The organism is uncultured Roseicyclus sp., from assembly GCF_937892565.1.
Taxonomy (GTDB): domain Bacteria; phylum Pseudomonadota; class Alphaproteobacteria; order Rhodobacterales; family Rhodobacteraceae; genus Roseicyclus.
In genome coordinates this window covers 1-20,862 of record NZ_CALAHQ010000046.1, presented here as the reverse complement: position 1 = coordinate 20,862, position 20,862 = coordinate 1, and the positions used below count along the sequence as shown (strand labels likewise).

At 63.0% G+C, this 20,862-nt stretch carries 27 protein-coding genes; 14 read left to right on the top strand and 13 right to left on the bottom strand.

Translation table 11 applies throughout. The features are described from left to right. Positions 1-153: 153 nt before the first annotated feature. The 5 genes from Q0094_RS06585 to Q0094_RS06565 form a co-directional block, all read right to left on the bottom strand. Positions 154-726 (bottom strand): ATP F0F1 synthase subunit B, encoded by a 573-nt coding sequence (locus Q0094_RS06585; protein ID WP_297616667.1) that lies wholly within the window; start codon positions 724-726, stop codon positions 154-156. A 4-nt stretch (positions 727-730) separates the two neighbouring features. Beyond that, positions 731-1,264, bottom strand: a complete 534-nt coding sequence (locus Q0094_RS06580) for a F0F1 ATP synthase subunit B' (RefSeq protein ID WP_297616665.1) — start codon at positions 1,262-1,264, stop codon at positions 731-733. Positions 1,265-1,353: 89 nt separating this feature from the next. Next, positions 1,354-1,590 (bottom strand): F0F1 ATP synthase subunit C, encoded by a 237-nt coding sequence (locus Q0094_RS06575; RefSeq protein ID WP_048599181.1) that lies wholly within the window; start codon positions 1,588-1,590, stop codon positions 1,354-1,356. A 64-nt stretch (positions 1,591-1,654) separates the two neighbouring features. Further along, positions 1,655-2,452: a F0F1 ATP synthase subunit A gene (locus tag Q0094_RS06570; protein WP_297616672.1), complete on the bottom strand. Its 798-nt coding sequence runs from the start codon at positions 2,450-2,452 to the stop codon at positions 1,655-1,657. 58 nt (positions 2,453-2,510) lie between these two features. After that, entirely contained in the window at positions 2,511-2,867 is a 357-nt protein-coding gene (locus Q0094_RS06565; protein ID WP_297616660.1) for an AtpZ/AtpI family protein, read from the bottom strand. 232 nt (positions 2,868-3,099) lie between these two features. Between Q0094_RS06565 and Q0094_RS06560 the strand changes: the two genes are divergently transcribed. Continuing rightward, positions 3,100-3,453, top strand: coding sequence for a metalloregulator ArsR/SmtB family transcription factor (locus Q0094_RS06560; RefSeq protein ID WP_297616657.1), 354 nt, complete (start codon positions 3,100-3,102; stop codon positions 3,451-3,453). A 27-nt stretch (positions 3,454-3,480) separates the two neighbouring features. Here Q0094_RS06560 and Q0094_RS06555 read toward each other — a convergent pair whose 3' ends face one another. Beyond that, on the bottom strand, positions 3,481-4,332 hold the full coding sequence (locus Q0094_RS06555) for a DMT family transporter (RefSeq protein ID WP_297616671.1): 852 nt from the start codon (positions 4,330-4,332) through the stop codon (positions 3,481-3,483). 47 nt (positions 4,333-4,379) lie between these two features. Next, positions 4,380-5,264 carry a LysR family transcriptional regulator gene (locus Q0094_RS06550; protein WP_297616654.1) on the bottom strand — a complete coding sequence of 295 codons (885 nt, stop codon included), beginning with the start codon at positions 5,262-5,264 and terminating at the stop codon, positions 4,380-4,382. 224 nt (positions 5,265-5,488) lie between these two features. Here Q0094_RS06550 and Q0094_RS06545 point away from each other — a divergent pair, with 224 nt between their 5' ends. The 9 genes from Q0094_RS06545 (at position 5,489) to rimM (ending at position 11,209) form a co-directional block, all read left to right on the top strand. Continuing rightward, positions 5,489-5,851, top strand: coding sequence for a DoxX family protein (locus Q0094_RS06545; protein ID WP_297616651.1), 363 nt, complete (start codon positions 5,489-5,491; stop codon positions 5,849-5,851). A 49-nt stretch (positions 5,852-5,900) separates the two neighbouring features. Next, positions 5,901-6,470 carry a hypothetical protein gene (locus tag Q0094_RS06540; RefSeq protein ID WP_297616649.1) on the top strand — a complete coding sequence of 190 codons (570 nt, stop codon included), beginning with the start codon at positions 5,901-5,903 and terminating at the stop codon, positions 6,468-6,470. A gap of 192 nt (positions 6,471-6,662) precedes the next feature. Then, positions 6,663-8,165: a signal recognition particle protein gene (gene ffh, locus Q0094_RS06535; RefSeq protein ID WP_297616646.1), complete on the top strand. Its 1,503-nt coding sequence runs from the start codon at positions 6,663-6,665 to the stop codon at positions 8,163-8,165. A 2-nt stretch (positions 8,166-8,167) separates the two neighbouring features. Beyond that, entirely contained in the window at positions 8,168-8,674 is a 507-nt protein-coding gene (locus Q0094_RS06530; RefSeq protein WP_297616643.1) for a GNAT family N-acetyltransferase, read from the top strand. Positions 8,675-8,768: 94 nt separating this feature from the next. Then, complete coding sequence (locus Q0094_RS06525; protein WP_297616640.1) at positions 8,769-9,317, top strand: GNAT family N-acetyltransferase; 549 nt, start codon at positions 8,769-8,771, stop codon at positions 9,315-9,317. After that, positions 9,314-9,838: a GNAT family N-acetyltransferase gene (locus tag Q0094_RS06520; protein ID WP_297616638.1), complete on the top strand. Its 525-nt coding sequence runs from the start codon at positions 9,314-9,316 to the stop codon at positions 9,836-9,838. Before Q0094_RS06525 ends, Q0094_RS06520 begins: the two co-directional genes overlap by 4 nt. Positions 9,839-9,926: 88 nt before the next feature. Then, positions 9,927-10,232 carry a chorismate mutase gene (locus Q0094_RS06515; RefSeq protein ID WP_297616635.1) on the top strand — a complete coding sequence of 102 codons (306 nt, stop codon included), beginning with the start codon at positions 9,927-9,929 and terminating at the stop codon, positions 10,230-10,232. Between the two features lie 32 nt (positions 10,233-10,264). Beyond that, positions 10,265-10,648 (top strand): 30S ribosomal protein S16, encoded by a 384-nt coding sequence (rpsP, locus tag Q0094_RS06510; protein WP_297616632.1) that lies wholly within the window; start codon positions 10,265-10,267, stop codon positions 10,646-10,648. A 54-nt stretch (positions 10,649-10,702) separates the two neighbouring features. Beyond that, complete coding sequence (gene rimM / locus Q0094_RS06505; RefSeq protein WP_297616628.1) at positions 10,703-11,209, top strand: ribosome maturation factor RimM; 507 nt, start codon at positions 10,703-10,705, stop codon at positions 11,207-11,209. Between the two features lie 29 nt (positions 11,210-11,238). On the opposite strand, the gene Q0094_RS06500 is transcribed toward rimM, so the two are convergent. Together Q0094_RS06500 and Q0094_RS06495 are read right to left on the bottom strand one after the other, a co-directional pair. Further along, positions 11,239-12,000, bottom strand: a complete 762-nt coding sequence (locus tag Q0094_RS06500; protein WP_297616625.1) for an ABC transporter permease — start codon at positions 11,998-12,000, stop codon at positions 11,239-11,241. Beyond that, a complete protein-coding gene (locus Q0094_RS06495; RefSeq protein ID WP_297616669.1) occupies positions 11,997-12,878 on the bottom strand; it encodes an ABC transporter ATP-binding protein in 882 nt (293 codons plus the stop codon). Before Q0094_RS06495 ends, Q0094_RS06500 begins: the two co-directional genes overlap by 4 nt. A 187-nt stretch (positions 12,879-13,065) precedes the next feature. On the opposite strand from Q0094_RS06495, the gene trmD reads away from it, so the two are divergent. The 4 genes from trmD (at position 13,066) to Q0094_RS06475 (ending at position 15,735) form a co-directional block, all read left to right on the top strand. Beyond that, the gene (trmD, locus tag Q0094_RS06490; RefSeq protein WP_297616622.1) at positions 13,066-13,875 is read left to right on the top strand and encodes a tRNA (guanosine(37)-N1)-methyltransferase TrmD; all 810 of its coding nucleotides are present in this window, start codon (positions 13,066-13,068) and stop codon (positions 13,873-13,875) included. Between the two features lie 264 nt (positions 13,876-14,139). Then, positions 14,140-14,529, top strand: coding sequence for a 50S ribosomal protein L19 (gene rplS, locus Q0094_RS06485; protein ID WP_297616619.1), 390 nt, complete (start codon positions 14,140-14,142; stop codon positions 14,527-14,529). A gap of 11 nt (positions 14,530-14,540) precedes the next feature. Then, a complete protein-coding gene (rpmE, locus tag Q0094_RS06480; RefSeq protein WP_297616616.1) occupies positions 14,541-14,762 on the top strand; it encodes a 50S ribosomal protein L31 in 222 nt (73 codons plus the stop codon). Positions 14,763-14,925: 163 nt separating this feature from the next. After that, on the top strand, positions 14,926-15,735 hold the full coding sequence (locus Q0094_RS06475) for a division plane positioning ATPase MipZ (RefSeq protein ID WP_297616612.1): 810 nt from the start codon (positions 14,926-14,928) through the stop codon (positions 15,733-15,735). A gap of 70 nt (positions 15,736-15,805) precedes the next feature. On the opposite strand, the gene Q0094_RS06470 is transcribed toward Q0094_RS06475, so the two are convergent. From Q0094_RS06470 to rpsA, 4 genes are all read right to left on the bottom strand, one after another. Beyond that, positions 15,806-16,816, bottom strand: a complete 1,011-nt coding sequence (locus Q0094_RS06470; RefSeq protein WP_297616609.1) for a cytochrome d ubiquinol oxidase subunit II — start codon at positions 16,814-16,816, stop codon at positions 15,806-15,808. Positions 16,817-16,820: 4 nt separating this feature from the next. Next, a complete protein-coding gene (locus Q0094_RS06465) occupies positions 16,821-18,257 on the bottom strand; it encodes a cytochrome ubiquinol oxidase subunit I (protein ID WP_297616606.1) in 1,437 nt (478 codons plus the stop codon). A 12-nt stretch (positions 18,258-18,269) separates the two neighbouring features. After that, entirely contained in the window at positions 18,270-18,821 is a 552-nt protein-coding gene (locus Q0094_RS06460) for a GbsR/MarR family transcriptional regulator (protein WP_297616603.1), read from the bottom strand. Between the two features lie 355 nt (positions 18,822-19,176). Next, a complete protein-coding gene (gene rpsA, locus Q0094_RS06455) occupies positions 19,177-20,862 on the bottom strand; it encodes a 30S ribosomal protein S1 (protein ID WP_297616600.1) in 1,686 nt (561 codons plus the stop codon).

Genomic DNA, 20,862 nt, shown 5'->3' with positions numbered 1-20,862 from the left:
GGTGGGGCACGCAAGCGGCCATCCGGTGCCCGGTTGGGGCATGTGTGCCACATGCTGTTGGCACCCGTGCGGAACATGATCCGTCAGGGCGCCCCGCAAGGAAAAACCCCGGATGCGGGATCCGGGGTTTTCACAGGCGCGCGGCGTCGGCGTTCAATGCAGGCGTCGCTCAACCTCGGCAATCGCGTTGTCGATCATCTTGTTGGCGTCCGCCGCGGCCATCTCTTTGGCGATGGCTTCGGCGGCGGCGGCAATCGCCACCTCGATGGCACGGTCACGCACCGAGCGCACAGCCTTGTTTTCGGCGCTCAGGATCTGGTCTTGGGCGGCCTGCACGCGGCGGGCAATCGAGCGGTCAAGCGCTGCGCGCGCCTCATCGGCGGCAGCTTCGGCATCGGCCTTGGCTTGTGCGATGATGCGGTCGGATTGTTCGGCCACTTCGCGGCTCTTGCGCTCGTAGGACGCAAGAATGGTCTGCGCCTCGTCACGCAACGCGCGCGCCTCGTTCAGATCACTGCGGATCCCTTCGGCCCGCTTGTCGAGCAGGCCCATCAGCATCGCGGGCACGTTGAAATAGAACAATACCGCCAAGAACAGAACAAAACCGATCAGCACAACGAAATCGCTGTTGCCAAGCGACGGGTTCAAAAGACCATGCGGCTTGTCTTCGGCCGCCAGCGCGATCGTGGGGGCCAATGTGACCAATGCGGCGATCAGATGCTTCATCGTCTTACCCCTTGACCCGTGCGGCCACCGCGGCCGCCAGCGTGCTGTCATCGACCTTTTGGCCCGGCGCCACAGCCGACACGATGTCGCCGACAACGTCGCGGGCGACCTCTTCGATGCTGCGCAGGGCACCGGCCCTGATCTCGGTGATCCGCGTCTCGCTTTCCACCGCTTTGGCGGAAATCTCGTCATCGGCGCGCGCGATGGCCCGGTCCAGATCGGCCTGAATGGCCGCCCGCGTTTCATCGGCGATCTTTGAGGCCTCGGCCCGCGCATCGGCCAATGCCTTGTTGTAGGCGGCTTCAGCCTCGACCGCGCGCTGTTTCAGCTCCTCGGCGGCGACCAGATCCTTGGTCAGCGTGCCCTGACGCTCGGCCAGAACGGCCGCGATGCGCGGCAGCGCGATGCGGCTGAGGATCAAGTAGATCGCGACCAAAGCGATAACCAGCCAGAAGATCTGGTTGGGAAAGGTCGCGAAATCGAGCTGCGGCATGCCCGGCCCCGCAGCATTGGCAGCAGTGGTGGCATCTTGTGCCATGGTCGTCCTCCTGGAACCGGGTCTACCCCGAGGTCCGCCTCACACGACGCGAACCCCGGACGTAAGGATGGTCTGTCGAAGGCTCTGGTTCAGACGGCGAACATCAGCAGCAGAGCGACGAGGAACGAAAAGATGCCCAACGCTTCTGCGAATGCGATGCCGATGAACAGGGTCGCAGTCTGGCCAGCAGCGGCCGAGGGGTTGCGCAGCGCGCCGGCGAGGAAGTTGCCGGCCACATGGCCCACACCGATGGCAGCCGCGCCCGAGCCGATGGCTGCGAGGCCTGCGCCGATGAACTGGCCCATTTGTGCGATATCGCCTTCCATGATGGTATCTCCTTACGTTGGAAGTTCGTGAAATCCTTGGGGTGCGGCCCGGCTGGACCAGCCCTCAATGATGGGGATGAAGCGCGTCCTTGAGATAGACGCAGGTGAGGATGGTGAACACGTAAGCCTGGATCGCCGACACCAGAACCTCGAGCCCGTAGATCGCCACGACCCCGAGGATCGGCGCGACCGATGCCAGACCCATGGCGCCCGCAAAGCCCGCGAACACCTTGAGCACTGCGTGACCGGCCATCATCGCGCCAGCAAGACGCACGGAATGGCTGACGGGGCGCACGAAGTAGGAAATCAACTCGATGACGGCAAGGATCGGGCGCAGCGCCAGCGGCGCCGACGACACCCAGAACAGGCCCAGGAACCCGGCCCCGCTTTTGACAAAGCCCAGCACCGTGACGGATATGAACACCGTCAGCGCCAGCACGACCGTCACCGCGAAATGCGAGGTTGGGGTGAAGCTTGCCGGGATCAGCCCGAGAAAATTCGCCGACAGGATGAACAGGAAGGCCGTAAAGATGAAGGGGAAATAGGGAAGCGCATCCTTGCCCGCCACATCCTCGACCATTTTGCGCACGAAACCATAGGCCAGTTCCGCCACCGACTGCCCGCGCGACGGGATGACCGCGCGCCCGCGCGTGCCCATCACCATCAGCGCAAAGATCGACAAGATCGACATGCCCAGCCAGAAAGTCACATTGGTCGGCGTGTACCACGCCACCGTGTCGCCGCCGAAAAGCGGCTTGACCTTGAACTGATCCATCGGCGCGATGGCCAGCTTGCCGTAGCCATCGGCATAGGCCAGCGCGAACAAGACCGCCGCAAGCGCGACCAGCCCATAGGCGATCATGCGCCCGTTGCCCTTGGATTGTGTCCCGGTGGTGTTGGTGCTTTCGCTCGCCACGACCTTAATCCTTCTTGCTCGCATCTGCCGCCTCGGCGGCCTGTGTCTGTCTCTCGGCCTGTGCTTCGGCCTTTTTCTGCAGCTCGCGCGCCGACCGGACCATGGTCTGAACCCCCGCGGCGAACCCCATAAGCGTGAACAAGACCATCAACCAAGGGCTTGTGCCCAAAAGCCAGTCCAGCCCGTATCCGATCCCAAAGCCGATGCCCAAACCGGCCACCAGTTCGATCACCATCCGCCAGGCAAGATGCGCCTGAGAATAATGTTCCTCCGCATGGGGTCTTGGTGTCTGCGCCTGTCTTGCGGCCGCGATCCGCGCGTCCAGCGCTTTCAGGCGCTCTTGCTCGCTCGGGCCGGACATGACGCATTACCCCCCTTTCGGAAGTTGCGCGGACGCTATGTCGGCAGCGTCGCAGAGTCAACGCACGCCGCGATGCAGAAATATTTCTTTAAGTATCTGTTGTAAAACAATTAAAAAAGGATGCGACAATTCGGGCACCGCGCATGACAGCGCCTGATGCAGCGGCTTGAGCCAAACCCCATATTCAACCGATCGGTTGACGATCGGGGGCACGGATGTCTAGCTGCCACCCATGACCCACCCGCTCGACAGTATTTTCGCCGCCCTCGCCGACCCCACCCGGCGCGAGATCCTGCGCATGCTGCTGGAGGATGACATGGCGGTGACCGATGTGGCCCATCCCTTTGCCATGTCCCTTGCCGCGATTTCGAAGCATCTGACCATTCTGGTCAGCGCGGGGCTGATCACGCAAGAAAAACGTGGGCGGGTGAAGTGGTGCAAGCTGGAACCCGACGCGCTGCGCGCGGCCGCGATCTGGATGCAATCCTTTGGCCAGTTCGAGCCGGTGAACCTTGATGCGTTCGAGGCGTTCTTGAGCCACGAGTTGCAGGTGCAGACACAGATCGACCCGATCCCGACCCCATAGAATGTGGCCGATGATGCAGCCCGGGCCTCATTCCTTGAGCAACAGCCCCAGCGCCAGAAACGTCAGGGCGATCCCGGCCAGAACCGCAACCGGCGGCATGGGCTGGCCCAGCGCCAATTCCCAGATCAACACCCAACTTGGCGTCAGATAGGTATAGGCCATGACCTTGGAACTGGGCAGCTGCATTGATGCGAACTGCACCAGATACACCGTCATCGCCGACGCCGCGAGCGCAACATAGAGCAGCGTCACCCAAACCAGCGGGCGCAGCGCGCCCCAATCGGTCGCCACAATGTCGCGCCAGCCCCAGACCCCGATGATCAGCGCGCTGAAGCTGAGCGTCCAAAAGGTAAAGACCAAAATCGGCTCACCCCGGTTCAAGAGCCGCACCAAGGGCGTATAGGCGGCATGCGCGATGCACCCCCAGAAAAAGATGACCTCGCCCCGGCCGATCTCAAACGCCATCAAGGCCGCAAGATCGGCGCGAAAAATCACCCAAAGCGCTCCGGCCGCACCAAGGGCCAGCGCCACCGCGATGCGCGCGCCAAACACCTGCCGCAACAGGATATAGCCGAAGATCCCGCTCATCACCGGGGTCAGCGTGAACACCGCCGCCGTCGAGACCGCAGGCGCGGTTTTCAACCCCTCGAACATGGTCACGAAATAGACCGCGAAAAGCACACCCAAAATCCCGTAGCGCCAAGGCGCCACCAAGGCGCCCGGCACCGCCCCTAAGCCACCGCGCAGGCCAATCGCCGCCGCCACAGCCACCGCCGAGATCACAAAGCGCACTGCGTTCAACGCCGCCGGCGCGATGTCATTGGCCACCTGTGCGCCCAGCGAAAACGACCCCGCCACCAGCGCCGAAAAGGCCAGCATCGCCAGATGGCCCTGCCGCCCCCCGCGTGACGGATCGGCGGCGTCGGTCACGACGCGCTCACCCCCCAGCCCTTGACCTGATCCTTGAGGAACCGCACAAAGCTTTGCACCTTGGCCGTGCGATGCAGATCCATATGCGTGACCAGCCAGACCCGGGCGGTCCAATCCTCCAGCGGCGGCAGCATCTCGATCAGATGGTCGGTTCCGTCGCGATCCCAATCGGCAATGAACCCGATGCCGATGCCCGACAGGGTGGCGGATCTGGCCGCCTGCATCGAGCTGACGCGGATCGCGATTGCCTGCTGTGGAACCCTGTCGTTGAGCCAGCGAAAATAGGGCGCGCGCGCGGTGTCATCCGTGCCGCCGACAAACCGATGGGCGGCCAGATTTTCCTCGGTCAGCCGTCCGAAGCGCTCCACATAGGCAGGTGCCGCCATCAGGCGCAGGGTTTGCGCGAACAGCGGTTGCACCACATTGTCGGGCTGATCGGGCAGCTTGCCGGCCCGGATTGCGACATGCGCCTCGCCATATTCCAGCCGGAACAGACGTTGATCGGATATCAGCCGTACCCGCAGGTCGGGGTGCAGCCGCATGAACTGGCCGATCGACGGCATCAAGAGCGGTGACAGGGCATCCAGCGTGGTGACGATCAACTCGCCCGTCACCTCATCGCCGCGCCCCCTGATGCGGCCTGCCAACTGGGTGAACTGATCATCGGTCTGCGCGGCGATCGAAAACAGATCCTGCCCTGCCTCGGTGGCCGTATAGCCACGGGCATGGCGCTGAAACAGCTTGGCCCCCAGCCGCGCCTCTAGCGCGTCGATATGGCGGATGACGGTGGCGTGATGCACGCCCAACACCTCGGCCGCGCCAGACACGGTGCCAAGACGGGCAACCTGATAGGCGGTGCGGATCTCGTCCCAATTATCCATGCAAACCCTGCCTGCCCTAGCGTCGTGCCGGGTACCAGTTTCACCGCTGAACGGCCGGAAGGCAATAGGATGCGCAAATCGGCGCAATAAAGCCAGATTGCGTGCGCAGACGCGCAGACACCTCTGCCGCCATCGGCGTTTATGTGTGGGACAGACACCGATAGCCTCTGGATCATCAGCGGGCAAAACGACCCGCGGAACCCTGAATTCAAAGGATGACCAAGTTGGACCGGATCACAACCTACGCGCTTTTCGCCATCAAGGCCTTTCTGAGCATCGCATTCCTCGCCGCAGGTGGGGCCAAGCTTTACGGGGTCGCGATGATGGTGGGCACCTTCGACATGATCGGGGTCGGCCAATGGTTTCGCTACCTCACCGGCGTGATCGAGGTTGCGGCCGCGATCTTGCTCTGGGTGCCGGGTCTGCGCGCGATCGGGGCGGGCGCGCTGCTTGTGACGATGATCGGCGCGATCATCGCGCATCTGGCCATCCTTGGCCCCTCTGCGATGCCTGCGGCGGTGTTGGGGCTGTTGGCGGGCGTCGTCCTTTACGCCCATCGGCGCGAGTTCGCCCGGACACCCGGCTGAACGCTGCCCGACCCTTCGCAGCAAGGCGCGCATGTGCTATGCCTTTTGCATGCGTTTCGTGTTTGCCCTGCTGGCCTGTCTGCTGTGCAGCGCCCCACCCGCCACGGCGATGGGCTGCACAGCCGACTTTACCATCACCGTGACCCAGGCCGTGGCGACGATCCGGCCCGGTGACCAGATCAGCGGTCGCGCCACATTCACCACCACATCCCAAAGCCATGCGGGCGAGGGTGGCGCGCGGGTCCATCTGGCGCGCGGCGAGATGCGGCTTGGCCGTGACATCAGCGGCGAGATCTGGGCAATCATCACCACAGCGGGCAACCCCGTGGCCGATGCGCTGAGCGTACAGGCCCGCAACGTGACAGGCTTGGATTTCGGGGGCATTGCCTATCAGGGGCCGATGATGATCAGCCTTTATGGTCGCCCCGGCACCCTGACCGCGCCCACGATCCCCATCGAGCCGGACCTTTGGGCGGCGATGGATCTGCGCCGCAGCTTTGCGCTGCATGCCTACGGCCATGACCGGCTGGCGGGCGATATCACCATGTTTCAGATCAGCTGCGACCCGGCAGGCATGATTGACTCGGGCGCTGAATCCGCCTATCCCGCCGGGCAATAGCCGGAAAGCGACAGCTTCCCGGTCCCGTGGGTCACCATGGGATCGCCCCCCGTCAGCGAGGTTTCGCCCACGGGGGCAATGCCCGTTTGCGGGCTTGCCCCTGAAACTTCGAAAGCGACGGGTTGTTGTGCCTTTCGGCCTTGTCCCCGCATCCACGGGGGCAATCAGGATCGTTTTGGGGGGCCCGCGCCCATGTTTGAAAATCTCTCCCAACGCCTGTCCGGCGTCTTTGACCGCCTGACCAAGCAAGGGGCGCTGTCCGAGGATGACGTGCGCACGGCGATGCGCGAGGTGCGCGTGGCGCTTCTTGAGGCCGATGTGTCGCTGCCTGTCGCGCGCCAGTTCATCAAGGCGGTCGAGAAAAAGGCGACGGGCGCGGCCGTCACCAAATCGATCACGCCCGGCCAACAGGTCATCAAGATCGTCCATGACGAATTGGTCCATGTTCTGACCGGCGACGCGGACCCCGGCCGCCTGAAAATCGACAATCCGCCCGCCCCCATCCTGATGGTGGGCCTTCAGGGTTCGGGCAAGACCACCACCACCGCCAAGCTGGCCAGACGTTTGAAGGACCGCGAGGGCAAGCGCGTGCTGATGGCCTCGCTTGACACCAACCGCCCGGCGGCGATGGAACAACTGGCGATCCTTGGCACCCAGATCGGGGTTGATACGCTGCCCATCGTCAAGGGCGAAGACCCGGTGACCATCGCCAGACGCGCCAGAACCCAAGCCAGCCTTGGCGGCTATGATGTCTATATTCTTGACACAGCCGGTCGGCTGCACATCGACGCCGAACTGATCGCACAGGCCGCCGCCGTCCGCGATGTGGCCCAGCCGCGCGAAACGCTTCTGGTCGTCGACGGCCTGACCGGTCAGGACGCGGTCAATGTCGCACAGGAATTCGACGACAAGATCGGCGTCACGGGCGTTGTCCTGACGCGGATGGATGGCGACGGGCGCGGCGGTGCGGCGCTGTCGATGCGCGCGATCACCGGCAAGCCGATCCGCTTTGTGGGTCTGGGCGAAAAGACCGACGCGCTCGAGACCTTTGAGCCAAGCCGCATCGCGGGGCGCATCCTTGGCATGGGCGATATCGTGGCCCTTGTCGAGCGCGCGCAGGAAACGCTCGAGGCCGAACAGGCCGAGCGCATGATGAAGCGCTTCCAGAAGGGTCAGTTCAACATGAACGACCTCAAGGGCCAGCTGGAACAGATGCTCAGGATGGGCGGCATGCAGGGCATGATGTCGATGATGCCCGGCATGGCCAAGATGCAAAAGCAACTCGACGATGCCGGCATGGATGATGGCGTGATCCGTCGCCAGATCGCGCTGATCAATTCGATGACGAAAAAGGAACGCGCCAACCCCGACCTGATGCAGGCCAGCCGCAAGAAACGCGTGGCCGCCGGCGCAGGTCAGGATGTGGCTGACCTCAACAAGCTTTTGAAAATGCACCGCCAGATGGCGGATGCGATGAAAAAGCTGGGCAAGATGGGCACCAAGGGGCTTTTGCGCGGCGGGCTTGGCGCGCTGATGGGCAAGGGCGCGCCCAGTGCGCTCAAGGGCATGGACCCGGGCGGGATGGACCCCAAGGCGATGGAAGACGCCGCGCGCAAGATGGGGCTTGGCGGCATGGGCGGGATGGGCGGCGGCATGCTGCCGCCGGGCCTGTCGGGGTTCGGGAAAAAGAAGTGAGCATGCCGGCGCCCACCCTCACGACCGAGCGGCTGACGCTGCGCCCGATGCGGCACGGCGATTTTCCCGCCTATGCCGTGCTGATGGCCAGCCCGCGCGCGGTCTATATGGGCGGGCCTTATGATACCGCTGCCGCTTGGGGCCTGTTTTGCCATGATGCCGCCTGTTGGGCGCTGTTTGGCCATGGGGCGCTGATGCTTGATCGCCGGGACACCGGCGAAACCGTGGGACAGGTCGGCCTGAACGCCGGGCCGCTTTTCCCGGAAACGGAACTGGGCTGGATGCTTTACGCGGGTCACGAGGGTCAGGGCTACGCCACCGAAGGGGCGGCACGCTTGCGCGATTGGGCCTTCGCCTCCCTGCCGTTCGACAGCCTCGTCAGCTACACGCATCCCGCCAATGACGCCTCCAAGGCCGTCGCCCTGCGGCTGGGCGCGCTGCGCGACGATACCGCCCCGCGCCAGGACCCCGAGGATTGCGTGTTCCGTCACCACCGGAGGGCCGCGTGATGCAAAGATTGGACATATGCGATCAATCCACAGGTTTATCCACAGCTTATCGGCAAAAAGCTGATGGTTATACAATCAAGGGGGTGATTTTGCGATGATCCCCCGGCTGATCGACACCCCCATCCTGACGACCGAACGCCTGACGCTGCGCGCCCCGCATGCCTCGGATTTCGACGCCATCGCGCCTTTCATCACATCCGATCGCGCGCGCTTCGTCGGTGGCGGGGCCGACAAGGATGTGGGCCATGCATGGCGTATCCTTGCGATCTTTGCGGGCCATTGGCATTTGCGGGGCTTTGGCATCTTCGTGGCCGACTCGCGGCGCGATGGCCGCCCCATCGGCTCTTTCGGGCCGTGGTTTCCCGGCGACTGGCCCGAGCATGAATTGGGCTGGACCCTCTGGAACGCCACCGATGAGGGGAAAGGCTACGCGCAGGAGGCCGCTTTGGCGGTGCGCCATCACGCCTATGCCGATCTCGGCTGGACCACCGCCGTCAGCTATATCGATGCACGCAATGACCGCTCGCGCCGGCTTGCACAGCGGCTTGGCTGCATGTTGGACACCGACGCCCCCCGCCCCGACCGCGACCCCGCGCTCGAGGTCTGGCGCCACCCTGCCCCGTCCAAGGTGCTGGCGGCATGACGACAATCCCCACCCTGACGACCCAGCGCCTGACGCTGCGCGCGCCGCGCCTGACGGATTTCGATGCCTATGCCGGCTTCCGCGCCTCGGACCGCGCGCATTTTGTGGGCGGGCCGAACACCGACATTCAGGCATGGGGCCAGTTCATCGGGCTGGCCGGGCAATGGACGATCCGCGGCTATGGCCGCTGGATCGTGGCCGACCGCGAAACCGACGCGCCCTTGGGCGTGGTGGGCCTTCTCTACCCGATCGGCTGGCCCGAACCCGAGATTGCGTGGTCGATGTTTGCGGCCGCCGAAGGCCGGGGGCTGGCCCATGAAGCGGCCTTGGCCGCGCGGTGCTACGCGTACGGGACTGCCGGCTGGACCACCGCAATCAGCTTGATCGACCCCGCCAATACCCGCTCGACCGCCTTGGCCGGGCGCCTTGGCTGCCACCCCGATGGCACCTATCAGCACGCGATTTTCGGCGCGATGCAGATCTGGCGCCACCCCGCCCCCGCGCAAGGACTGGCCCCATGACCCATATTGGCCTGATCCCCGCATGTGTACGCGATCTGTACGCGCTGTGTACGCCTTGTGCCGCCCCCGCAATCGACAGGATGCAGCCATGACCGACGCCACCACCCGCGCCGCAACACTTCTCAAGGAGCATCGCGAAAGCATCGACCGGCTTGACGCGATCTTGGTCTACACGCTGGGCGAACGGTTCAAGCACACACAGGCCGTGGGCCGGCTGAAAGCCGAACATGAGCTGCCCCCCTCGGACCCCGCGCGCGAAGCAACCCAGATCGCGCGCCTCGAAGACCTTGCGACACGGGCCGATCTCGACCCGGAGTTTGCCAAGAAATTCCTGAAGTTCATCATTCAGGAAGTCATCCGTCATCACGAACAACATCAGGAAAACGGGGCATAATTCGCCCCTCGCCATCCAAAGGAGAAACCCCAATGGCAATGAAGATCCGACTGGCCCGCGGCGGCTCGAAAAAGCGCCCCTTCTACTCCATCGTGGCCGCCGACAGCCGCATGCCGCGCGACGGCCGCTTTATCGAAAAGCTGGGCATCTACAATCCGCTGCTGGCCAAGGACAGCGAAGACCGCATCCGCATGGATGTTGCCCGCGTGCAGCATTGGCTGGCCCAAGGGGCTCAACCCACCGACCGCGTCGCGCGCTTCCTGGAGGCAGCCGGCATCGTGGCGAAGAAAACCCGCAGCAACCCCACCAAGGGCGAACCGGGCAAGCAGGCCAAGGAACGCGCAGCCGAAAAAGCGGCCAAGCAAGCCGAAGCCGCCGCAGCGGCAGCCGCCCCTGCCGAAGCGGCCTCCGAGTAATCGGGCCCGCCATGCCCAACCGCGCATGGTCCATTGCCGACAACAGGCCCGGTCATGGCTGACCGGGTCTGTGTGGGTGCGATCGCGGGCGCCTTTGGCGTCCGCGGCGAAGTGCGGCTGAAAAGCTTTTGCTCCGAGCCCGCCGATATCGCCGCCTATGGCCCGCTTTTCACCGAAGACGGGGCGCGCAGCTTTGCCGTCACGCTGACCCGCCCCGTTGCGTCGGGCTTTGCAGCAAGACTAACCGGCGTGACCAGCAAAGAGGCCGCCGATGCCTTGCGCGGCCAACGTCTTTTTGCCCCGCGCACAGCCCTCCCCGGGCTGGGCGATGACGAATTCTATCACGCCGATCTCATCGGGCTTGACGCGCGCGATACTGGCGGCGTGTCCTTGGGCACAATCGTGGCGGTGCTCAACCATGGTGCGGGCGATCTGCTTGAACTGCGCGGAGCGGGCCTGAAATCCCCACAACTCGTGCCCTTTACCCGCGCCATCGTGCCCACGGTCGATCTGGCCGCGGGCCGCGTGATCATCGACCCGCCCGATGGGCTGTTCGACTGACCCTGCGCTTCAGAAATACCGCCCTTTGATCACGCCCTCAGTCGCCAACCGGTGCGAAAGATCCACGCGATGATCGCCAGACAGGCCGCCAATACCGCCGCGATGGCCAGAACAGACCAGCCCAAGCCCACATCTGCCGTTCCGAAGAATGACCAGCGAAACCCCGAGACCAGATAGACCACGGGATTGAACAGGCTGACCGCCTGCCAGACCGGCGGCAGCATGGTGATGGAATAGAACGCGCCCCCCAGAAACACGAGCGGCGTCACCGCCAACAGCGGGATCAGTTGCAACTGTTCGAAATTCTGCGCCCAGATGCCGATGATAAAGCCAAACAGGCTGAAGGTCAGACAGGTCAGGACAAGAAAGGTCAGCATCCAGACCGGGTGCGCGATGCTCAGATCGACAAAGAAAAAGGCGGTGGCCAGAATGATCAGGCCAATGGCCAGCGACTTGGTCGCCGCTGCCAGCACATAGCCCGCCGTGATCTCCAGAAACGAGGCAGGGGCGGACAGCAATTCATAGATCGTGCCGATGAATTTCGGGAAAAAGATGCCGAAACTGGCGTTGGCGATCGATTGCGTCAGCACCGTCAGCATGATCAACCCCGGCACGATGAAGGCGCCGTAGCTGACGCCTTCGACCTCCTGGATGCGGCTGCCGATGGCGGTGCCGAACACGATGAAATAAAGCGCCGTCGACAAGACCGGCGAGATCACCGATTGTGCCAGCGTGCGAAAAGTGCGCGCCATCTCGAAGCGGTAGATCGCGGCAATGGCGGTCAAATTCATGGCTGCGCCCCCTCTTGGACCAGCCCCACGAAAATCTCCTCGAGCGAGCTTTGCCGCGTTTCCAGATCGGCCACCGTCAACCCCGCCGCTTGCAGCGCTGACAACAACCGCACGATGCCGGTGCGGCTGGCCTGCCGGTCATAGCCGTAAACCAGCCGACCGCCGCCGCTGTCGAGCGTCAGACCAAAATCATCCAGCGCGTCGGGCAGACGCGCGATGGGGTCTTTCAGCGTGATGCGCAGCTCTTTGCGGCCCATGCGGCGCATGAGCGCGTCCTTGTCCTCGACCAGCAAGATGCGGCCGCGATTGATCACGGCGATGCGGTCAGCCATCGCCTCGGCTTCCTCGATGTAATGGGTGGTCAAGATGATGGTGACCCCATCCGCCTTGAGCTGGCGCACCACCTCCCACATGTCGCGGCGCAGCTCGACATCCACGCCGGCGCTGGGTTCGTCCAGAAACAACACACGCGGGTTGTGGCTGAGCGCCTTGGCGATCAGCACCCGCCGCTTCATGCCCCCCGACAGCGTCCGGATCGGCGCATCGCGCTTGTCCCACAAGGACAGCTGGCGCAAGATCCGCTCGAGAAAGCCATCATCGCGCGCATGTCCGAACAGACCGCGCGAAAAGCGCACCGTGTTGATCACCTTTTCAAAGGGTTCAAGGTTGATCTCTTGCGGAACCAGCCCGACCAGCGCCCGCGCCGCGCGATAGGCGCTGACCGTGTCATGCCCGCCCACCGTCACACGGCCAGCGGTGGGTTGCGTGATCCCGCAAATGGTGGAAATCAGCGTGGTCTTTCCCGCACCATTGGGACCCAGCAGCGCGAGGATTTCGCCCTCGCGGATTTCAAGCGAAACGTCATCAAGGGCAACCATGCCTCCGGCATAGGATTTTTTCAGCCCCTCAACGCTCAGGATCGGGTGCGACACATGGATGGCCTTTCACGTGCGGGATCAGGGCCAGGCCGATGCTGGCGCGCACCACCTGATAGCGCGCACAGCGCCCGCTTCCAACCCCCCGCGCCATCTTGCCCGCCGCGCGGGCTGGCCCTATGGGTGAGGGATGAGCGATAGCCCCACAAAATCCCATGCGCGCCTTGCCATTTCGGCCAGTGTCACGCCGCGCGAATTGATGAGCGACACGCCCCGCCTCAAGGGCGCGTGGTGCGCCAAGGTGGTGACGCTGTTCCCCGAGCTCTTTCCCGGTGTTCTGGGTGCCTCGCTCACCGGCAAGGCGTTGCAGCACGGGCTGTGGGCGCTGGAGGCGATCGATCTGCGCAGCTTTGGCACCGGCAAGCATCGTCAGGTCGATGACACCCCTGCGGGGGGTGGCGCGGGTCTTGTGATGCGGGCCGATGTGCTGGGCCGGGCGCTTTCGATGGCCGCAATCGGCACACCCCCCGACGCTGCACGCTGGCCACGGGTCTATCTGTCGCCGCGCGGCAAACCGTTTTCTCAGGCCGATGCCGCACGCTTTGCGCGGGCGGATGGCATGACGCTGCTGTGCGGCCGCTTTGAGGGTGTCGATGAACGCGTGATCGAAGACTGCGCGCTCGAGGAAATCAGCCTTGGCGATTTCGTTCTGACCGGCGGCGAGATCGCGGCGCAGGCGGTGCTTGATGCGACCGTGCGGCTGATCCCGGGCGTTCTGGGCAATGCTGCATCGACGCAAGAGGAAAGCTTTTCGGATGGGCTGCTTGAACATCCCCAATACACCCAGCCCCGCGACTGGAAGGGGCGCACCATTCCCGATGTGCTGCTGTCAGGCAATCACGCCGAGATTGCCAAATGGCGCCGCGCTCAGGCGGAACGCCTGACCGCCGAGCGCCGCCCGGATCTGTGGGCCGCACATATCGCGCGCAAGGACGTATAGCGCCCTCGGAAAAGGCTTGAACCGACGCCGCACCCGGCCTATAGGCTGGCCACGCCCGCGGGGGGAACCCCGGCGGGTTTCCGCTGTCGTGCTGTCTTCGGCACGAGGGATATGGCGGATCACAAGACAAGCAACGGCCAGACGACCTCTGACGGGCGCCCCGCGAACGCGGATACCGGCGGACCCGGATGAAGATCAGAGCTATCGGCACAAGGCCATGACATCTCTGCGGGCAAACCGCAGGCAAGCAAAGGAGCGGATCAGATGGACCTGATCGCACAGATCGAGGCGGAACAGATCGCCGCCCTCGGCAAGACCATTCCCGATTTCCGCGCGGGCGACACCATCCGCGTGGGCTACAAGGTGACCGAAGGAACCCGTTCGCGCGTGCAGGCCTATGAAGGCGTCTGCATCGCCCGCAACAATGGCAAGGGCATCGCGGCGTCATTCACGGTGCGCAAGATTTCCTTTGGCGAAGGCGTGGAACGTGTGTTCCCGCTCTATTCCACCAACATCGAGAAGATCGAAGTGGTGCGCCGCGGCAAGGTTCGCCGCGCCAAGCTGTATTACCTGCGCGCGCGCCGCGGCAAATCTGCCCGGATCGCCGAGGACAACACCTACAAGCCGCAAGCCGGCGCCGGCGCCAACGCATAAGGAGAGACGTGATGAAAAAGGATATCCACCCAGACTATCACGTCATCAACGTCAAGATGACCAATGGCGACATGCTGCAGATGCGCTCTACCTGGGGCAAGGAAGGCGACACCATGTCGCTTGATATTGACCCCACCGTTCACCCGGCATGGACCGGTGGCGGCGCGCGCCTGATGGACACCGGCGGCCGCGTGTCGAAGTTCAAGAAGAAATACGAAGGTCTCGGCTTCTGAGCCAAGCCGCCTTCGGGCAATCCAAAAACGCCGCCCCTTTGGGCGGCGTTTTCTTTTGTGATGGCGGGTTAAACTTTGGAGCGTGCCGATATAGCTGTCACCCGATGTCGTGGCGCGATCTGACGGGCCGCACGACCATCACAAGACTTCCTTGGGGGCTGGCATGGCGCATATCATCGTGTTGGGAAACGAAAAGGGTGGTTCGGGAAAATCGACCACCGCGATGCATCTGGCCACGGGCCTGGCGCGCATGGGCCATGTCGTGGGGGCAATCGATCTTGATCTGCGACAGCGCAGCTTTGCCCGCTACATCGAAAATCGCCACGACGCCATCGCGGCACGCGGGTTGGATCTTGCGGCGCCAATGTTGACGGAATTGCCCCAGATCGAACACGACGCCCTGCCGCCCGGCGAAAACAGCGCTGACAAACGGCTTGCCGACGCTGTGGCGGCGCTGACGTCGCGCTGTGATTTCATCGTCATCGATTGCCCCGGCAGCCACACCCGGCTGAGCCAGGTCGCCCACAGCCTTGCCGACACGCTGGTGACCCCGATGAATGACAGCTTTGTCGATTTCGACATGTTGGGGCGTGTCGCGGCCGATGGCAGCACCATCACAGGCCCAAGTGTCTATTCCGAGATGGTCTGGCATGCCCGCCAGCTCCGGGCCAAGGCGGGGCTGAAGCCGATGGACTGGATCGTGCTGCGCAACCGGCTGGGCGCGCAAGACATGCACAACAAGCGCAAGGTGGGCCGTGCGCTGGAAAACCTGTCCCAGCGGATCGGCTTTCGCGTGGTGCCGGGCTTTTCGGAGCGGGTGATCTTTCGGGAATTGTTTCCCAGCGGCATGACGCTTCTGGATCTGCGCGAATTGGGGGTGGACCGGCTCAACATCTCGAATCTGGCGGCGCGCAACGAATTGCGCGACCTGATCCGTGCGCTGAACCTGCCGGGCGTGGATGTGACGTTCTGACCCGTTTGGCTGACTGCGGCGGCATCTGATGATCCCTTGAACGAAGCGGGCTGACAAAAGCAGGCAAGGATCAATCGTAGCGCAGCTCGGTCGCCTTGCCGCGAAAGATGGTGTAGGCCAGCACCGAATATCCGGCGATGACCGGCACCACGACACAGGCCCCCACAAAGATGATCAACAGGCTTTCCGGCGCCGAGGCGGCTTCGTAGATGGTCAGCCGTTCAGGCACCACATAGGGGTAAAAGCTGTAGGCCATGCCCAGATAGGCCAGCGTGAATAGCACCGTGGCCACCGCAAAGGGAAGCCATGACCGACGGTCGCCCACAAAGGGCATCATGCGCAGCATCCGCCAAAGCCAGAGGATCAAGACCCCCGACAAGATCGGCAGGGGCGCCAGATACAGCACCTCGGGGAAGCTCATCCATTTGTCGAACAGACGGCTTGAAACCAGCGGTGTGGCCAGCGACACCGCGCCGATCCCCAAGATCACGCCCCACAGGCTTTCGCGGCCCCAGCGCACCGATTTCTGTTGCAACGCCCCATCGGTCTTGTGGATCAACCAAGCCGCCCCGATGAAGCTGTAGCCAACCGCCAGAAACACAGCCGTCAGCGCCGCGAAACCGATGGTGGCCCATGTCTGTTCCAACCCCATCACATAAAGGCCCAGCATGAAGCCTTGGGCCAGCGCGGTCATCAAGGAGCCCAGAAAGAACAGCCGGTTCCACAGGCGCTTGTGATGATTGCGCGCCTTGGCGCGGAACTCGAACGCCACGCCGCGCAAGATCAGCCCCACCAGCATGATGAAGACCGGCAGATACAGCGCCGTCAGGATCATGCCATGCGCCACAGGAAAGGCCACCAACAGCAGGCCCACTGCCAGAACCAACCATGTCTCGTTCGCATCCCAGAATGGACCGATTGAGCCGATCATGCGATCTTGCTCTTGCGGGGTGGCCAGCGGGAACAAGATGCCCACACCCAGATCGAACCCATCAAGCACGACATAGATCAGGATCGACAGCCCCATCAGCGAGGCAAAGGCCCAAGGCAACCAATCGGCGGGATTTGCAAAATCAGGCATGGGATCACTCCGCAGGGCTAAGCGCGATCACCCCGGCCTTGCCGGAATGGGTCATGTCGATGGCTGAACCATCCTCACCGCGGGCGGCCTTGCGCGCCAGATAGGCGATCACGCCCACATAGGCGAACAAAAGCGCGGCATAGATGGCCAGATAGGTGATAAGCGTGCCAAGAACCAAGGGTGCGGGCACGTCGGCCACGGCCATTTCGGTGGTCATCACACCCTGAACCAACCAGGGCTGGCGCCCGATTTCCGTGGTATACCATCCGGCCAACGTGGCCACCCAGCCCGAAAACGCCATCGGCACCAGCACCCAGAGGATCGGCTTGGGCAGCGCCTCGACCGCGAACCAGTGGCCCGCGATCCGCCCCTGATGGCGCGCGCGGCCGCGCCACATGAACCAGACCGAGGCCCAGCTGATCAGCAGCATGGCCATGCCGGTGCCCACCATCACGCGAAACGACCAAAACACCGGGGCTACAGGCGGATGCAAGATGGTGCCATCCTCGGCCACAAAGTCGTTCAGCCCCTTGAGAACCCCATCCCATTCATGCGTCAGGACAAAGGACGCCAGACCGGGGATTTCCACAGCCATGTGGTTGGTGCGTGCGGTCTCATCGGGGATGGCGAACAACACCAGCGGCGCGCCGGCTTGGGTTTCCCAAAGCCCTTCCATGGCCGCGACCTTGGCGGGTTGGTATTGCTTGGTATTCAGCCCGTGCAGATCGCCCATGAAGATCTGAACCGGAATCAGGACCGCCCCAATCGCCACGCCCACCTTCAACGTCGCGCGCACATCGCGCGAGCGATCCCCCAGCAGCCAGCGAAAGGCCGAAACCCCCGCCAGCAAGAACCCTACGGTCAAAAAGCTGGCCAGCATCATGTGCGCAAAGCGATAGGGCATCGAGGGGTTGAAGATGATCGCCCACCAATCGGTGGCGAAAGCCACGCCATCGACCATCTCGAAGCCTTGCGGCGTGTGCATCCAGCTGTTGAGAACGATGATCCAGAAGGCCGACATGCTGGTGCCAAACGCCACCAGGAATGTGGCCAACAGGTGCAGCCAACCCGGAACACGCGAAAATCCGAACAGCATGATGCCGATGAACACCGCCTCGAGGAAAAAGGCGGTCAGAACCTCATAGGCCAGAAGCGGGCCCGCGATGTTGCCCACGGTTTCCATGAAGCCCGGCCAATTTGTGCCGAACTGAAACGACATGGTGATGCCCGACACCACACCCATGGCAAAGGACAGCGCAAATATCTTTACCCAGAAGCGATAGGCGGCCATCCATTTGTCATCGCGCGTCTGCGCGTAGCGGACGCGAAAAAAGAACAGCACCCAGCCCAGCGCGATGGTGATCGTCGGGAACAGGATGTGAAACGAGATGTTGGCCGCAAACTGGATGCGGCTGAGGATCAAGGTGTCGATCGCTTCCATGTCAGTTGTCCCTCAGTTTCGTTTCGTCAGTGTCGGGAAAAGCCCCGTGGCCTTGTCGATCAAGCCCGCGATCCGACCACCCAGCGTCATCAGCTTGACAAGGCGTTCGGTTTCCAGCCGCTCCATCTCGGCATAAAAGCCGGTCATCATCTCGATCATCTCGCGCAACTCGGCGATGCGCGCCTCGGCGTAATCATCGCCGGCGGGGCCCTGCAACTCCAGCTCGCGCAGCTTGGTCAGCGTGGGATCGATTTCGCGTTTCTTGCGCTCGGCCACGAGGGTTCGCACAATTTCCCACAGATCATCGGGTGTGGTGAAATAATCGCGCCGATCGCCGGGAAGATGCTTGAGCCGGACAAGGTTCCAGCCTTGCAATTCCTTCAGACCCATCGAGGTGTTCGAGCGGCTGATGCCAAGCGCATCCGTGATCGTCTCGGCGTTCAGGGGTTCGGACGAAATGAACAAAAGCGCGTAAATCTGGCCCACGGTGCGGTTGATGCCCCAGCGGCTGCCCATTTCCCCGAAATGCAAAACGAACTCCTGATGGAGCGGCGTCAGTGGCATGGCCAAAATCCTGTTCTCGCAGTAATTTCAGAAATTTCTGAAATGTAAGTAAAGCTTTTAGCCGTAGAGGCAACGCGTCACCGGTGCGACACAATGCCATGATCGGCGCTGCCCGGAAAAAAGCCCCGTGCCACACAGGACACGGGGCCAAGACAAGGGGCGGTTGGCACAAAGCTACTGCGGGGACAGACCAACCGTGCCCTTAAGCTGAAAGCAGCTTGTAACACTGGGATGTCGCGATAAGGGTCCATGGCGCTTATCCACAGCTTTTGTCAGTGATGGCGGCCCAAAGAAAAAGGCCCCGCCGTGGCGGGGCCTTTCAGATCGCGCGGCGCAAAGCCTGCGCCCCTGACAATCAGTTGTCGTCGTCGCGCTTGAGCGCCGCACCCAGGATATCGCCCAGCGACGCACCCGAATCGGACGATCCATACTGTTCGACCGCTTCCTTTTCTTCCGCGATCTCGCGTGCCTTGATCGACAGGCCCAGACGACGGGTCTTGGCGTCCACATTGGTCACACGGACATCGATCTTGTCGCCGACCTGAAAGCGCTCGGGGCGCTGTTCTGACCGGTCGCGGCTCAGGTCAGAGCGGCGGATGAAGGATTTCATGCCCTCATACTCCACTTCGACGCCACCATCCTCGATCGCGGTCACAGCGACGGTGATGATCGAGCCACGCTTCACGCCGCCGATCACCTCGGCCAAGGGATCGCCCTGGACAGATTTGATCGAGAGCGAAATGCGCTCCTTCTCGGTGTCGACCTCGGTGACGACGGCCTTGACCATGTCGCCCTTGCGATAGTCGTTGATGACGTCTTCGCCCCGGCCTTCCCAGGTCAGGTCCGACAGATGCACCATGCCGTCGATGTCGCCCGGAAGGCCGATGAACAGACCAAACTCGGTGATGTTCTTGACCTCACCCTCGACCTGCGTGCCGACGGGATGGGTTTCTTCAAAGACTTCCCACGGGTTGCGCATGGTCTGCTTGAGACCCAGCGAAACGCGGCGCTTGGAGCTGTCGATCTCCAGCACCATGACCTCGACCTCCTGGCTGGTCGACACGATCTTGCCGGGATGAACGTTCTTCTTGGTCCAGGACATTTCCGAGACATGCACCAGACCTTCGACACCGGCTTCCAGCTCCACGAAGGCGCCGTAATCGGTGATGTTGGTGACGCGGCCCATATGGACGGATTCCAGCGGATACTTCTTTTCGACCGTATCCCAAGGATCATCTTGCAACTGCTTCATGCCAAGGCTGATGCGGTGCGTGTCCTTGTTGACCTTGATGACCTGCACCTTGACGGTTTCGCCGATGGTCAACACCTCTTTGGGGTCGTTGACGCGACGCCATGCCATGTCGGTGACATGCAGCAAGCCGTCCACACCGCCCAGATCGACAAAGGCGCCGTATTCGGTGATGTTCTTGACCACACCATCCACGATATCGCCTTCGTTGAGCTTGCCGATGACCTCGGCGCGCTGCTCGGCGCGGGATTCCTCGAGAATCGCGCGACGCGATACCACGATGTTGCCGCGGCGGCGGTCCATCTTGAGGATCTGGAAGGGCTGCTTGAGACCCATCAAGGGGCCTGCATCGCGCACGGGGCGCACATCGACCTGAGAGCCGGGCAAAAAGGCCACGGCGCCGCCCAGATCGACGGTAAAGCCCCCCTTGACGCGGCCAAAGATGGCGCCATCGACGCGGTCTTCGGATGCATAGGCTTTCTCAAGGCGATCCCAAGCCGCTTCGCGGCGCGCCATCTCACGGCTGATCACAGCCTCGCCGCGGGCGTTTTCCACGTTGCGCAGGTAAACCTCGACCTCATCGCCGACGGCGATTTCAGGGGCTTCCCCGGGATTTGCGAATTCCTTGAGATCGATCCGGCCTTCCATCTTGTAGCCGACATCGATGATGGCCTGGCCCGCTTCGATCGCGATGACCTTGCCGCGGACAACACTGCCCTCTGCGGGGGTGTCGATTTCGAAGCTTTCGTTCAGGAGGGCTTCGAATTCCTCCATGGTGGTTTTAGCGCACAT

What these genes read in the sequence shown, in the direction of transcription:
- Q0094_RS06550 (WP_297616654.1), bottom strand. Translation starts at nt 5,264, where the DNA reads ATGGATAATTGGGACGAGATCCGCACCGCCTATCAGGTTGCCCGTCTT.
- Q0094_RS06580 (WP_297616665.1), bottom strand. Translation starts at nt 1,264, where the DNA reads ATGGCACAAGATGCCACCACTGCTGCCAATGCTGCGGGGCCGGGCATG.
- Q0094_RS06525 (WP_297616640.1), top strand. Translation starts at nt 8,769, where the DNA reads ATGATCCCCCGGCTGATCGACACCCCCATCCTGACGACCGAACGCCTG.
- Q0094_RS06540 (WP_297616649.1), top strand. Translation starts at nt 5,901, where the DNA reads ATGCGTTTCGTGTTTGCCCTGCTGGCCTGTCTGCTGTGCAGCGCCCCA.
- Q0094_RS06560 (WP_297616657.1), top strand. Translation starts at nt 3,100, where the DNA reads ATGACCCACCCGCTCGACAGTATTTTCGCCGCCCTCGCCGACCCCACC.
- rplS (WP_297616619.1), top strand. Translation starts at nt 14,140, where the DNA reads ATGGACCTGATCGCACAGATCGAGGCGGAACAGATCGCCGCCCTCGGC.
- Q0094_RS06530 (WP_297616643.1), top strand. Translation starts at nt 8,168, where the DNA reads ATGCCGGCGCCCACCCTCACGACCGAGCGGCTGACGCTGCGCCCGATG.
- Q0094_RS06475 (WP_297616612.1), top strand. Translation starts at nt 14,926, where the DNA reads ATGGCGCATATCATCGTGTTGGGAAACGAAAAGGGTGGTTCGGGAAAA.
- Q0094_RS06460 (WP_297616603.1), bottom strand. Translation starts at nt 18,821, where the DNA reads ATGCCACTGACGCCGCTCCATCAGGAGTTCGTTTTGCATTTCGGGGAA.
- Q0094_RS06520 (WP_297616638.1), top strand. Translation starts at nt 9,314, where the DNA reads ATGACGACAATCCCCACCCTGACGACCCAGCGCCTGACGCTGCGCGCG.
- Q0094_RS06565 (WP_297616660.1), bottom strand. Translation starts at nt 2,867, where the DNA reads ATGTCCGGCCCGAGCGAGCAAGAGCGCCTGAAAGCGCTGGACGCGCGG.
- Q0094_RS06575 (WP_048599181.1), bottom strand. Translation starts at nt 1,590, where the DNA reads ATGGAAGGCGATATCGCACAAATGGGCCAGTTCATCGGCGCAGGCCTC.
- Q0094_RS06555 (WP_297616671.1), bottom strand. Translation starts at nt 4,332, where the DNA reads ATGCTGGCCTTTTCGGCGCTGGTGGCGGGGTCGTTTTCGCTGGGCGCA.
- Q0094_RS06570 (WP_297616672.1), bottom strand. Translation starts at nt 2,452, where the DNA reads ATGATCGCCTATGGGCTGGTCGCGCTTGCGGCGGTCTTGTTCGCGCTG.
- Q0094_RS06515 (WP_297616635.1), top strand. Translation starts at nt 9,927, where the DNA reads ATGACCGACGCCACCACCCGCGCCGCAACACTTCTCAAGGAGCATCGC.
- rpsA (WP_297616600.1), bottom strand. Translation starts at nt 20,862, where the DNA reads ATGTGCGCTAAAACCACCATGGAGGAATTCGAAGCCCTCCTGAACGAA.
- Q0094_RS06465 (WP_297616606.1), bottom strand. Translation starts at nt 18,257, where the DNA reads ATGGAAGCGATCGACACCTTGATCCTCAGCCGCATCCAGTTTGCGGCC.
- Q0094_RS06500 (WP_297616625.1), bottom strand. Translation starts at nt 12,000, where the DNA reads ATGAATTTGACCGCCATTGCCGCGATCTACCGCTTCGAGATGGCGCGC.
- rpsP (WP_297616632.1), top strand. Translation starts at nt 10,265, where the DNA reads ATGGCAATGAAGATCCGACTGGCCCGCGGCGGCTCGAAAAAGCGCCCC.
- rimM (WP_297616628.1), top strand. Translation starts at nt 10,703, where the DNA reads ATGGCTGACCGGGTCTGTGTGGGTGCGATCGCGGGCGCCTTTGGCGTC.
- rpmE (WP_297616616.1), top strand. Translation starts at nt 14,541, where the DNA reads ATGAAAAAGGATATCCACCCAGACTATCACGTCATCAACGTCAAGATG.
- trmD (WP_297616622.1), top strand. Translation starts at nt 13,066, where the DNA reads ATGAGCGATAGCCCCACAAAATCCCATGCGCGCCTTGCCATTTCGGCC.
- Q0094_RS06470 (WP_297616609.1), bottom strand. Translation starts at nt 16,816, where the DNA reads ATGCCTGATTTTGCAAATCCCGCCGATTGGTTGCCTTGGGCCTTTGCC.
- Q0094_RS06585 (WP_297616667.1), bottom strand. Translation starts at nt 726, where the DNA reads ATGAAGCATCTGATCGCCGCATTGGTCACATTGGCCCCCACGATCGCG.
- ffh (WP_297616646.1), top strand. Translation starts at nt 6,663, where the DNA reads ATGTTTGAAAATCTCTCCCAACGCCTGTCCGGCGTCTTTGACCGCCTG.
- Q0094_RS06495 (WP_297616669.1), bottom strand. Translation starts at nt 12,878, where the DNA reads ATGGTTGCCCTTGATGACGTTTCGCTTGAAATCCGCGAGGGCGAAATC.